Genomic DNA, 12734 nt, shown 5'->3' on the forward strand with positions numbered 1-12734 from the left:
GTTTTCTGTGAAGTCTGTGAGAAAAACAAAAAGCGGCTACCCTCCGGCAGCCGCTTCTCTATCTATACCTTTCTCCAATCAGATCACCTTCACCAAGTGATTCTTCTTTCCTTTCGCGACGAGCAGGTACTTGCCCTGCAATAACTGGAAAGAAGCTTCCTGCGCCGCATCTGCTACCTTCGTTTTATTGATCGATACTGCATTTCCCTGAATAGCCCGGCGGATTTCCCCTTTGGACGGGTATACCTGCGCAACAGCCAGCAGATCAGTCACATTCCCAGCCGCTTCATACTCAGCGAGTGAAATTTCTGTCTGGGGTACTCCTTCGAAGATATGTTCGAATGTCGCTTCGTCAAGTGACTGAAGCGTTTCCAGCGTTCCTTTTCCGTAGAGTACTTCGCTCGCCTGAACGGCCATGGCGTAGCCGGCTTCGGAGTGTACGCGGATCGTGACGTCTTTCGCGATCGCTTTTTGCAGAATCCGCAGGTGCGGCGCTTCGGCGTGCTGACGCTCCAGTTCTTCAATTTCCTCCTTTGAAAGCAGGGTAAATACGCGGATCAGGCGGGGGCAGTCGGCGTCGGTTGCATTGAGCCAGAACTGGTAGAACTGGTACGGGCTGGTCCGCTCGGGATCGAGCCAGACGTTTCCACTCTCCGACTTGCCGAATTTGGTACCGTCGGCTTTGGTCACCAGCGGCGTCGTCAGGGCGAAGGCGCGGCGTTCGGCATCCTCTTCGTTTCCGCCTTCTTTCCGGCGGATGATTTCGGTACCGGTGGTGATGTTTCCCCACTGATCGGAGCCCCCCATCTGAAGCTTGACGCCGCGGGTTTTATAGAGATGATAAAAATCGTATCCCTGCAGCAACTGATACGAAAACTCGGTAAAGGAAATACCCGTTTCAAGGCGCTTCTTTACAGAATCTTTCGACATCATGTAATTGACACTCAGGAATTTACCTGCTTCCCGAAGGAATCCCAGGAAGGTAAAATCCTTAAACCAATCGTAATTATTGACAATCTCGGCTGAGTTTTCACCACAATCGAAGTCGAGGAATTTCTCCAGTTGCTTCCGGATGCCATCCTGGTTGAATCGGAGGGCTTCTTCCGAAAGAAACGCGCGCTCAGCCGCCTTGAACGACGGATCACCGATCATTCCGGTCGCCCCGCCTACGAGGGCAAAGGGTTTGTGACCCGCAAGCTGAAGCTGCTTGAGGAGCATGATCGTGGCGAGGTTTCCGATATGCAGGGAGGGGGCGGTCGGGTCAAACCCGATATACGCCGAGGTCATTTCTTTTTCCAGTTGTTCCTCGGTACCTGGCATCATGTCCTGCAACATCCCCCGCCAGCGGAGTTCTTCGATAAAATTCGTCTTCATTTCGTTTATCAGATCAGTGGACCAGTTTCCAAAGTCTCGCGTAGACTTTTCCGGCCCATTTTCTCAGGGTATACCGGGCGGTGTTGCCCGTCATTTTCAGTTGTGTGGCTAATCCGGGCTGCGGCACGGAATAGTGTTCGGCAAGATAGTCCTTTGCCCGCAGTTCGCAGATCCGGTAGCTTTCTGCCTTGCTGTAGTCCTGACTACCCTGTCCGAGCGGGTTGAACGTGGAGTGAAGGGCATAGTCTTCCAGTACAAAATGCTGGAAACGGTGTCCTTTGTTGACCATATCGTAAAACCAGCTCGTCCCGAGATCCGCGCCGTTCCATACGCCGCCAAAGCAACGGGCCGGGCCGGCGGGAAGGGTATTCTCGCGGTAGGTCGGCACATGAACCAGGCAGGCATACTCATTCAGGCGGCATTCCGGAAGCGGGTATACCCGTCCGGAGCGGATAATCTCCAGATCCAGGGCCTGCCGCGGGGTAGCGTGGGCCTCGTGCACACGGATGGCTTCCGCCATTTCGGGCACATATTGCTCCTGCTGCGCGCCGGAGCATTTTTTATCCCAGCTTGCGGGGCACGACCAGCATTGCCCGATAGAGCCGGCGCCGGCGAGCTTTCGTTTTCCGAAACCCTCTTCCAGCATCGCGCCGATCATATCGGCATGAAAGAGCATATCATTATGGAGAATGAAGAGGTACGGCGCCGTCGATTTCTCCAGTGCATACTGGTAGGGCAAACTCCAGCGGAGCGAAGTATCATTCTTGACCTGCTCGTAATCCAGTGGTCCCAACTGATAAAACTGATTGGGATAATTCAGTTGTACCCTCTCGTTTTTCAGTCCCTCCAATACGGTATAAATGCCGTTGATATCTCCGTGGGGCTGTTTGCACTCAACCGTCAGGTGAATCGTACCGATATGCTGACGGCTGTATTTCAAAAGGCTTAGCAGCGATACCAGCGTCTGGTACGGCTTTCCGAAGTAGGCGATGGAGACATCTACCTGAGACATACTTTCCTTCTTTATTGGTTGAAAATTGTGCCTGACGGCCATAACAGGGATGAGTCCCCGTAACTCAGAAACCGGTAATTCCCTTCCAGTGCTTCGCTGTAGATGCGCTTCCAGTCGTCTCCCACCAGGGCGGCAACCAGCAGCATCAGCGTGGATCCCGGCTGGTGAAAATTCGTCACAAGTCCTTTGATAACCCGGAACGTATATCCCGGATAAATCATGATACCGGTCTCTCCGGTCACCTCCTCCCGCCCGGCGGCTTCCAGGTGCGAGAGGATCGCGCGGAATGCGTCGGGGTAGGTCGGCAGGGCTACCCGCTCCTTCCGGTGAACAAATTGCTCAATATAAAATCCGTCGGACAGACCGGCCAATTCTCCCGAAAGCAATTGCACTCCGAGCCAGTACAGCGACTCCAGTGTCCGGAGCGAGGTCGTCCCGACCGCAATGATACACGTTTCTGTGATCAGCTTTCGGAGATTAGCTGCCCGGACCACGATCTGTTCGCCGTGCATACGGTGCTCGAGTGCATTTTCGGTTTTCACAGGCCGGAACGTGCCGGCGCCCACATGCAGCGTCAGAAATTCCGTCCCTACTCCTCTTTCCGCCAGGGCGGCAAATACCCGGTCGGTAAAATGCAAACCTGCCGTCGGCGCCGCTACAGCTCCTTTCTTTTCGGAATAGACGGTTTGGTAGGTCGTTAGATCCGACTCCTCTGCTTCCCGGTCCAGGTATGGCGGCAGGGGTATTTTTCCGGCGCGCTGAACCACTTCCGCGAAGGGAAGGGCCGCGTCCCAGGAAAGCCGTACGTGCGTATCATCCACCTGTTGCGCGGATAACGGGAAGGAACCTCCGCCGTCCGGAATTTCCGATACGAGGATTTCTCCTCCCTTCCAGCGCTTGCGGTTGCCGATGAGGCATTCCCATACCGCGCTGCCGGATACTTCCATTGCCAGTTGAATCACGGGCGTGGGCTCAACCGGATGCAGGAGAAACAGCTCGATAAGGGCTCCGGTCTGTTTCCGGAAAAACAGGCGGGCAGGAATGACTTTCGTGTTATTGAAAACCAGCAGTGACCCCTCCGGCAGCTCGGCGGGCAGGTCGGTAAAGTGCCCGTGTCGAATAGCTCCTCCGCGGTACACCAGCAAACGGGACTGATCCCGTTCGGCCAGTGGAAACCGCGCGATGCGGTCATCCGGTAAGTCGTAGGTAAAATCTGCGATGGGTACTGTTTCCATCCGTCAGTCCTCCTTCACCGGGTTGGTCAGCAGCAGGCGCATCGGCACATACACGACCCAGAGAACCAGCAGGAAACAGGCCACGCCCAGTACCCATTCGAAGCGGGAAAGCGGCTGTTTGACCTCCGGAGCATTCACGGCGGAAAGAATATAGACCGAAACGGCCAGGAGCATGTTTACAAAAACGGCGCCGAAGTTAAGCCATTCAGCGACGATGGCATTCAGTTGTTTCCGGTAGAACATCCATTTGACGGCGCCGGGCAATTTGATGAATCCGTCGGGAAGTTTCGGAAACAGCCGCATCATCCACAGAAAACCCATGTTGGCGAGCAGCATGAAACCCGCTACAGTATAAAAAATCACTTCCTTGGAATATACTTTCGCGTTACCGCCGGAAGGGCTGAATTCGATACTCACATCAGCCGGCATCTGTTGGTAAGCCATCATCAGCAAGGTAATAAAGGCCAGAATGGATACGTACCGGCCTATCTGGGAAGCAAAAAACGAAATGGTCATTTTGGTAGAATCGTCAGCGCTGCTCTTAAGCTCGTTTCAGGCAGGCATGGTTTCGGCCCGCAAAGTTACGACGAACTTGCCGTTGCGTCCGGTATCCGGCCGAAAACCTTTTCCGATTCGTCCCATTTCCGGGTACTTCCGGCCCACTTTTCAGATCACCTGACCGGCAATTCCCTATTGAAAGCCGGCCGCCGAAAGCCGACGGCTAAAAATTAGTTGTCAAGACAATTAATTTTTGATTTTTCTTGGAAAGGCTTGTGAGAAATACCTTAGTTTTGCGAAAAGACGATTCATTTCAGGCATGAAAATCTATACCCGGACGGGAGACGACGGTACTACTGCCCTCATCAGCGGCAAACGGATATCCAAAGCCGCCCTCCGGATTGATGCCTATGGTACTGTAGACGAATTGAACAGCTTCATCGGGCTGCTGCGCGACCAACCGGTCAACGAATCCCGGAAAGCCTTTCTCAAAGAAGTACAGGACCGCCTGTTCACCATCGGCGCGCACCTTGCCGACGACCCCGACCGTTCTGCGGCCCGGCGGATTCCCGATCTGTTCGAATCGGATGTGGACGGGCTCGAGCAGGCCATGGATGAAATGGACCGGGAACTACCTCCCTTGCGGCACTTTGTGCTGCCCGGCGGCCATCCTTCGGTTTCGTTTGCGCATGTGGCGCGGACGGTATGCCGGCGGGCCGAACGGCAGGTGGTAGCCCTGACGGAAGAAGCGGAAACAGACCCCCTGATTCTCCGCTACCTGAACCGGCTGTCTGATTATTTTTTCGTGCTATCGCGGAAGATGTCCCAGGAACTGGGCACGGAAGAAGTCCGGTGGATTCCGCGGACACACCCCTGAAATTTCATCTACTATCCTCGCTGCCATGATTGACGCCATTTCCATCGGGATTCACCCGACCACCCAGAGCCGGATCAATGAGTTGGATCTGGATAACCTCGTATTCGGCCATACTTTTGCCGATCACATGTTTGTGGCTGATTTCGACGGCAAAGAGTGGACGGACCTCCGGATCGTGCCCTACGGTGACATGCCGTTTAAGCCCGCCCTGATGCCCCTTCATTACGGCCAGGCCATTTTCGAAGGTATGAAGGCCTATAAGTCGGAAGACGGCGAAGTACTCGTCTTTCGTCCGTACGACAACGCCCGGCGCCTCAACCGGTCTGCCCACCGCCTTTGCATGGCTGAAATTCCGGAAGACATTTTCATGTGCGGACTCACGGAACTCCTGCGCCTTGACGCGCAGTGGGTACCGCAGCGCGACAACTACTCGCTGTACATCCGTCCGTTCATGTTCGCGACCGACGAGTACATCGGCGTATCTCCCTCGAAAACATACCGCTTCATCATCTTCAACTGCCCGGTAGGCGCTTACTATTCCAAACCGGTCAAGGTGAAAGTGGAAACCGAATATGTCCGCGCCGCCCCCGGGGGTACCGGTGCTGCCAAGTGCGCCGGCAACTATGCCGCGTCGCTCTACCCCGCAAAACTCGCGCAGGAAGCTGGCTACGACCAGCTGATCTGGACCGATGGCAAGGAACACAAATACGTGGAAGAAGCCGGTACGATGAACTTTATGTTTATCATCGACGGAAAACTCGTGACGCCGGCCGTCAGCGATTCCATCCTCGACGGTATCACCCGGAAATCCATCGTACAGATTGCCAAAGACTGGGGTATGACGGTGGAGGAACGCAAGGTTTCGGTCGAAGAACTGATTGAAGGTATCAAAAACGGTCGCCTGCAGGAAGCCTTCGGCGCTGGTACTGCTGCCGTTGTTTCGCCGATCTACGCCATCGGCCACGAAGGCGTGGATTACAACCTCCCGGAAATCAAGCCTGATAACTTCGCCAACCGGGTAAAACGGTACCTGGACGACGTCAAGTACGGTCGCGTAGCAGACCCCCACGAATGGGTCTACCAGATCTGATACAGAAAAGCCCGCCGCCTGGCGGGCTTTTTTTATCTCATCCTCCCGCGAAATTCCGTTATATCCCCATGAGACGATACCTGATCCTGCTCGCCACGTTTCTGACTGTGTTTCAGAGCCACGCGCAACGCTTCCGGCTGGAACTGCTGCGCTATGAAAACCTGAGCGACTCTCCTGCACTTAAGGAGGATCCTTTCTTCGGGGGAATATCCGGAATTGACTACGTCGGCGGCAACTGGTACCTGATCACGGATGGCAGGGACCCCGACCGGACCAGCTACCTGTTTTCCTTCGATTCTACCTTTCAGACGCAAACCTACCGGCGCTGGGCACTCCGCGGTGTCCGCGGTGCCGAATCGCTCCGGTACCGCAGCGGCGAAGGGGCCTTTTACCTGACCACAGAGGAAGGTTCCGGCGAAGCCCACGGACAGGTCATCCGGTGGACCAAAGACAGTACCGCCATTCCCATCGGCTCCTATACCGGCTTCCCGAACAACAAAGGCTATGAAGGCCTTGCCCTCGCCCCGGACAGTCTCCTCTGGGGCGCAAGCGAATGGCCGGAACAGGAACAGAGCCCCTATGCGCGCGTTTTCGCCTATGATCTCCGTAAAAAGGATACCGTCGTCACGGCATTCTACCCACTCGTGCGGGATGCCTGCGGCTACCCCGATAACGGCATCTCCGATATCCTGTTAACGCCTGAAAAAGAGATGATTGTAATGGAGAGGTGCTGGTCGGGCGAAAAAGACAAAAGCCGCTTCACGATTCAGTTATATGTTGTCAGCGCCTTGCCCCGCCCGGTTCCCGGAGAAAGCAAAACGGCCCATATCCTGGCGAAGACGCCACTGAATGTCCGCTGGGATTCCCTCCGTCCGGATAACCTCGAAGGAATGACCTGGGGCCCGGTTATTGACGGACATCGGACGCTGGTCCTCATTTCCGACAACAACTTTAATAAATTCGACGCCGGGAAGGCTTCCCGGCGTCGTCAGAAAACACAACTGATCTTCTTCAAACTGGTTCCGATCTGATCAGAATGATTCATTGATTCGCCGCCAGTACTCCTGAATAGCGTCGATGCATTTTTCCGGCGCCTCTACCATCCCCATATGCCCGGCTTCGGGTAGAATGAGTTCCTGCGTATGTGCCGGAAGGCCTACCTGTTCGCGGGCATCGTCGGGACTGACGGCCTTGTCCTGCAAGCCGATAATAAAGAGCACCGGATAAGGAGCTTTCTCCAGCACCGCCCGGCGGTCGGGACGGATGCGCATGGCTTTCATTCCCGCCGTGAGCGCCGGAAGCGGAAACTGCGACGAATGCGCAATATGTTCCGCCAGTAGCCCAAGGTGTTCTTTCGCGAAAGATTCCGCGTAGAGGTTTTTCACAAAATTCTCCATAAAAGCCTGAGGACCATGATTTTCCAGAAAAGCCACGTTCTTCAGGCGCATTTCTTTCCGCTCTTCGGAATCGGCATAAGCGGTGGAGTGAAACAGGCCCAGACCGACGACAAACTCCGGATGCAGATCGGCAATGGCCAGCGCAATGTATCCGCCCATCGAATGCCCGATGAGAATCGCCTTGTCGATACCCATGCCTTTCAGTTCCTGGTATACATGCTCGCCGTATTCCTCGATACTCCGGAAATCGGACCGGGAGGCGTAGCTCGGCGTCACCACGTGTTCGTCGGGCCAGAAAGCGGCCCTGACAAGGTCCCAGACTTTCTGGTCTTCGCCGTAGCCGTGGAGGAGAACAAGAGGATAGACCATATCACCAGCAGGTTAAGAAGACAAAAATAACAGGTTGCCGGGGGAAGTATCTTCCGCCCGGCAAGTTTCCTTATAGCGTATCGAACAGCCCGATAATCAGCGCTACCGCTCCGACAATGATCAGGATAAGACCGATCACAACGACTGTCGGATTCGCGATAAGCAGCGTCAGCAGCAACCCGATCAGGAGGAGGATTATACCGGTCCGGATGCCGCTGTTGGTCGCCTGGGTTTTCTGCAGCTTCTTCGCCTTTGCGACCTGGTCCTGGATCTTCCGGGTGAGCTTCCGGGCGTACTGCTGCTCGGCCCGGGTAGAGGGTGTTTTGGCGACGAGCGTCCGGTTGGATACCTCCCGGAGCTGACGCTGGATTTTCAGCGCTTTGCGCTCGTAGGCGGTTCCTTTGGTCCGGGCGACGAGCTTTTCCGCCGTACTCGCCAACAGCTCCGGCGTCACAGTCGCCGGCAAGGTCCCGGCGGGCGTTTCCGAAGGCATATGACGCGCCGTATCGGCAGCTACCGGCGGCGCTTCGGTCCGTACCGCTAGCGACGAACGTTCATAGGCGACGGGCGACGATTTCCCAAAATGAGCCTGGTAGCGCGGAGCGCACGAAGCCAGGCAGTACAAGCAGGCGGGAATCAGGAAAAAATGACGCATGTGAAGGGAGATAGATAGGTTTTTCTCAGAAACGGAAAAATACATGCAGCGGGGACGACCTTCCGTTATAACACAAAAAACGGTTCGTTATGGGAATTCTTTTCCACACAACGAACCGCTTTTTGCATCTTATTCCGCACTCAGGCCACTTTCTTCATCATAAAGAAGGCAGAGCGCTCGAATTTCTCCCGGGCATAGTTCAGGGAGATGGTAAATTCTTCCACATTGGCCTCGGACGGCAGCTCGAACATAGCGTCCGTCATGATCGCTTCGCAAACGGACCGGAGCCCGCGGGCGCCGAGTTTGTACTCGTTGGCCTGGTCGACAATGTACTCCAGTACTTCGTCGTCGAACCGCAGACGGATGCCTTCCATGTTGAACAGCTTTTCATACTGTTTGGTCAGGGCATTCTTGGGTTCGGTGAGGATTTTGCGGAGGGTAAACTTGTCGAGCGGATCGAGGGAAGTCACTACCGGAAGACGGCCGAGCAATTCCGGAATCAGGCCGAACGACTTGAGATCCTGCTGGCTCACCATCCGGAGAAGGTACTGGGAGTCGAGGACGCGGTGTACGTCATCGCCTGTACCAAAGCCGATCGGCCGGGTATTCAGGCGCTTGGAGATATGCCGCTGGATACCGTCGAACGCCCCGCCGCAAATGAAGAGGATATTCTCGGTATTAATCGCTACCAGTTTTTGTTCCGGGTGCTTCCGGCCTCCCTGCGGCGGCACGTTGACGATGGAACCTTCCAATAGCTTGAGCAGCGCCTGTTGTACGCCTTCACCGGATACGTCACGCGTGATACTCGGGTTGTCCGACTTCCGCGCGATCTTGTCAATCTCGTCGATGTAGACAATACCCCGCTCGGCGGCCGTCACGTCGTAGTCAGCAGCCTGGAGCAGGCGGCTGAGAATACTTTCGACGTCCTCGCCGACGTAGCCGGCTTCGGTGATAACTGTCGCATCTGCGACGGCAAAGGGCACCTGAAGAATCTTCGCGATCGTCCGGGCCAGGTAGGTTTTACCGGTTCCCGTTTCTCCCACCATGATGATGTTCGACTTTTCGATCTGAATGTCATCCTCCGCCTTATCCTGCTGAATCCGTTTGTAGTGGTTGTATACCGCTACGCTGAGCACCTTTTTGGCATCATCCTGACCGATCACGAACTGATCGAGGAAACGCTTGATGTCCTGCGGCTTCGGTACCTTCAACGGCTGGAAGGGAGCGGATTCTTTTTTCTTCGGTTTGATTCCCAGTTCTTCCTGAACCAGGTCCCAGCCCTGCTCGATGCAGAAATTGCAAATCAGGGCATCCATCCCTGAGAGGAGCAGGTCAACATCTTTTTTCTTTCGCCCACAGAATGAGCAGGAACTTGCGTCCATTCGCATATCCTTCACGGAGTCTTTTCTTTTACCGGACCGGGCGACATCCTGTGTCTGGCCCGTTTCATAATGGCGGTTTCGATACGTGGGAAAACCCGGCTGCCGCGCCGGCTACAAAAACCGGAACCCGGCATTTGGCCCGGAACGCACCGCATCGAAACCGATTGCAGTCCCAAAATTACCATTACTTTGTAATAGATAACAATTATCGGGAAAGGAAGTAAAAAAGTGGCTGCATGCCACCTTTGCGTTCCTGACTATCGGGGTATACGCAACGCGGCGGCTGCCCGTCAACCCCTGCCTCCCACTGCCTGTTTTGCCAAAATTCCTGTGCCATTTTACCGTACCCTGTCCGGCGAAACATACCTGGCCCACTGCATAACCGGAAGTTCTGCATACCGGTGAATGGCGGTGCTGATCCAACATAAAACGACTACCAGGATCAGGTCGACGGTACACCGGATGGATACGGACGTCGCTCCGCCCAGTATCAGCAGCTTGTTGCAAAGGACCACAAGCGGGAAATGAATCAGGTACAGGGGATAGGACGCATCTCCCAGCGTCACGAGCCAGCCGGGTACGCGCAGGCGGTTTTGCGCTTCCGCCCCCGTGACGCCCAGCAAAATCAGGCCGGCGCCCGGTCCAAGTGACCAGACCCGGTTGAGGTCCCACGGTTTTTCAGGACAAAACAGCCAGCCGATCAACACTCCCGCGCCTACCCATACCCAGGGAAACGGCACCCGAAACCGTCGGATAAGAGCAGACACACCTGCTCCAACAGCAAATTCCAGCATCAGCGGACTCAGAAAAAAAAGCGGCCGGCAGCGGTTCCGGAATCGATGCCTTCGTACCAAAGCGCCAACCCATTGACCAATACCACTATGGCCAGCGCCGACAGCCCCCAAACGGTCTCCCGCCTGACAATCACCAAACCAAATAGCAGGTAGAAATACCATTCGAACGACAGCGTCCAGCTGACCGCATTCACCTCATTGTGCCCCGGAAGCAGGAAAAGCGTGGAAAGAAGGTCGGACAACGTCCGTTCCGGCAGGTGATTAATCAGGCGACTGTCGGGAAACAGGCCGAGAAAAAGTAATAACGGGATTACGCTTAACCAGTACAGCGGAAAGATCCGGAAAAACCGTTTCGAGAGATAGGGAATCAGCGCCTGAGGCCGACCGGCATACCGGCCCGAAGAATGAACGATAATAAATCCGCTGACAACAAAGAACAAATCGACGCCGGCGAAGCCCTTCCGGAACAGGCCGCCGGCAACCGCCTCCCCGCTCGTCCGCTCGATATTCTCTGAAACATGAAAGGCGACAACACTTAAAGCAGCAATAGCCCGCAGGGCCTGGACGGAGGTATACGATTTCAACAACATGGATAAGTAGTATTCTCCTGATCCATGCCGGCCCGCTGCCAAAGGTTAACAGAAAAGCGCCTGCCCCGTTACCGGAGCAGGCGCCTGTCAAACGGGCTTGCTATTTTTCGCGGTGCAGTACCTCGTCGATGAGGCCGTATGCTTTCGCTTCTTCCGCACGGAACCACTTATCGCGGTCAGAATCTATCTCGATCTGCGCCTTCGTCTGGCCGGTATGATCCGCCAGGATCTGGTACAGCTCGTCGCGCAGCTTCACGATTTCACGGGCCGTGATTTCGATGTCTACGGATTGACCCTGCGCACCGCCGCTCGGCTGGTGAATCATCACCCGGGCGTGGGGCAGCGCCGACCGCTTGCCTGCCGCGCCGCCGGCGAGGAGAACAGCGCCCATAGACGCCGCGAGACTGGTACAGATCGTCGCCACGTCGGGACGGATGTACTGCATCGTATCGTAGATTCCGAGGCCGGCATATACCGAACCACCCGGAGAGTTGATGTACATCATGATATCTTTCCGGGAATCAGCCGATTCGAGGAAGAGCATCTGCGCCACCACGATATTGGCGATCTGGTCGTCTACCGGCGTCCCGAAGAAAATAATCCGGTCGGCCATCAGGCGCGAGAATACGTCGACTTCCCGGAAGGGCATCGGACGCTCCTCGATGACGGCGCGGGTCATGTTTTCAACATAGTGGCCGGCGGAACCGCCTACCTGCTGGAGATACCGGTCAACCGTTAATCCATTCAAACCGCGGTGATGCACGGCATATTTGCGAAATTCTTCTGCGTTCAACATGTAAATTGTAGTTAGTTACAGGACTGGTTTCCGAACCGGTTACCGGCAGCTCCCGGATCGGGAGACAAACAGCTTTGCCAAAAAACAACTCCAACGGGTTTTTACCAAATATGGAGGCGTATTTTCTGCCATTCTGTCCGGTCATCGGTCTGGCACAAAGTTGCAAACCTGCCGGACAGACGGTTGCCGGAAAATCCGTCAATTCATCGGAATAACTTGAGACACCATGAAAATACACGAAAAGATCCGTCAGCTCCGCCTCGAAAAAGGATATTCGCAGGAAGTCATGGCGGAAGAACTGGACTTATCGACAACCGCCTACGGCGACGTAGAGCGCGGGAAAACCGAATTGACCCTGGCCCGTCTTGAGCGGATACTGCAGGTACTGGGCGTCGGCGTCGAAGCATTTTTCGGCCTTCCGGGCGACAATACCCTCCGGCTGGAAAACGAAAAGCTCCAGATCGAAAATGAAAAACTACGTCAGGAAAATACCTATCTCAAAGAAAAATTCGAAACCCGCCTTCTCCAGGAACTCTACCGGATCGGCGCAGCTTCGCAGCGGGAGCCGATCGGGTTTAAATAGGCGGTCGGTTTTATGCTGTAGGCAATAGGCTTTATGCTGTAGGCAATAGGCTTTGGGCAGTTGGCCGGCGACTATCGCTGGC

The 12734-nt window shown here is 55.2% G+C and carries 12 protein-coding genes and 1 pseudogene; 4 read left to right on the forward strand and 9 right to left on the reverse strand.

What is annotated here, in order from left to right; genetic code table 11:
• Positions 1–78 precede the first annotated feature (78 nt).
• Genes tyrS through BLR09_RS22945 form a run of 4 tightly spaced genes read right to left on the reverse strand, consistent with a single transcriptional unit; the run spans position 79 to position 4137 of the window.
• Positions 79–1374, reverse strand: coding sequence for a tyrosine--tRNA ligase (tyrS, locus tag BLR09_RS22930; RefSeq protein WP_093208201.1), 1296 nt, complete (start codon positions 1372–1374; stop codon positions 79–81).
• Positions 1375–1387: 13 nt separating this feature from the next.
• Entirely contained in the window at positions 1388–2386 is a 999-nt protein-coding gene (locus tag BLR09_RS22935) for a hypothetical protein (RefSeq protein ID WP_093208202.1), read from the reverse strand.
• Between the two features lie 11 nt (positions 2387–2397).
• The gene (locus BLR09_RS22940; protein WP_093208204.1) at positions 2398–3621 is read right to left on the reverse strand and encodes an S-adenosylmethionine:tRNA ribosyltransferase-isomerase; all 1224 of its coding nucleotides are present in this window, start codon (positions 3619–3621) and stop codon (positions 2398–2400) included.
• A gap of 3 nt (positions 3622–3624) precedes the next feature.
• Positions 3625–4137, reverse strand: coding sequence for a hypothetical protein (locus BLR09_RS22945; protein WP_093208205.1), 513 nt, complete (start codon positions 4135–4137; stop codon positions 3625–3627).
• Positions 4138–4438: 301 nt separating this feature from the next.
• On the opposite strand from BLR09_RS22945, the gene BLR09_RS22950 reads away from it, so the two are divergent.
• The 3 genes from BLR09_RS22950 to BLR09_RS22960 all read left to right on the forward strand — a co-directional run bounded on the left by BLR09_RS22950 (position 4439) and on the right by BLR09_RS22960 (position 7117).
• Positions 4439–4996, forward strand: a complete 558-nt coding sequence (locus tag BLR09_RS22950) for a cob(I)yrinic acid a,c-diamide adenosyltransferase (RefSeq protein WP_093208207.1) — start codon at positions 4439–4441, stop codon at positions 4994–4996.
• 25 nt (positions 4997–5021) lie between these two features.
• Positions 5022–6086 (forward strand): branched-chain amino acid aminotransferase, encoded by a 1065-nt coding sequence (locus BLR09_RS22955; protein WP_093208208.1) that lies wholly within the window; start codon positions 5022–5024, stop codon positions 6084–6086.
• Between the two features lie 68 nt (positions 6087–6154).
• Positions 6155–7117 (forward strand): esterase-like activity of phytase family protein, encoded by a 963-nt coding sequence (locus BLR09_RS22960; protein WP_176785645.1) that lies wholly within the window; start codon positions 6155–6157, stop codon positions 7115–7117.
• On the opposite strand, the gene BLR09_RS22965 is transcribed toward BLR09_RS22960, so the two are convergent.
• The 5 genes and pseudogenes from BLR09_RS22965 to BLR09_RS22990 all read right to left on the reverse strand — a co-directional run bounded on the left by BLR09_RS22965 (position 7118) and on the right by BLR09_RS22990 (position 12069).
• Positions 7118–7852: an alpha/beta fold hydrolase gene (locus BLR09_RS22965; RefSeq protein WP_093208210.1), complete on the reverse strand. Its 735-nt coding sequence runs from the start codon at positions 7850–7852 to the stop codon at positions 7118–7120.
• Between the two features lie 70 nt (positions 7853–7922).
• Positions 7923–8507: a hypothetical protein gene (locus BLR09_RS22970; RefSeq protein ID WP_143011196.1), complete on the reverse strand. Its 585-nt coding sequence runs from the start codon at positions 8505–8507 to the stop codon at positions 7923–7925.
• A gap of 140 nt (positions 8508–8647) precedes the next feature.
• Positions 8648–9889, reverse strand: coding sequence for an ATP-dependent Clp protease ATP-binding subunit ClpX (clpX, locus tag BLR09_RS22975; RefSeq protein WP_093208213.1), 1242 nt, complete (start codon positions 9887–9889; stop codon positions 8648–8650).
• Between the two features lie 338 nt (positions 9890–10227).
• Positions 10228–11273 (reverse strand): annotated as a pseudogene (locus tag BLR09_RS25955) (acyltransferase family protein).
• Between the two features lie 100 nt (positions 11274–11373).
• The gene (locus tag BLR09_RS22990; RefSeq protein WP_093208218.1) at positions 11374–12069 is read right to left on the reverse strand and encodes a ClpP family protease; all 696 of its coding nucleotides are present in this window, start codon (positions 12067–12069) and stop codon (positions 11374–11376) included.
• A gap of 226 nt (positions 12070–12295) precedes the next feature.
• On the opposite strand from BLR09_RS22990, the gene BLR09_RS22995 reads away from it, so the two are divergent.
• Positions 12296–12652 (forward strand): helix-turn-helix domain-containing protein, encoded by a 357-nt coding sequence (locus tag BLR09_RS22995; RefSeq protein WP_093208219.1) that lies wholly within the window; start codon positions 12296–12298, stop codon positions 12650–12652.
• Positions 12653–12734: the final 82 nt, after the last annotated feature.

Origin of the sequence: Siphonobacter aquaeclarae (genome assembly GCF_900103285.1) — a bacterium.
GTDB lineage: Bacteria > Bacteroidota > Bacteroidia > Cytophagales > Spirosomataceae > Siphonobacter > Siphonobacter aquaeclarae.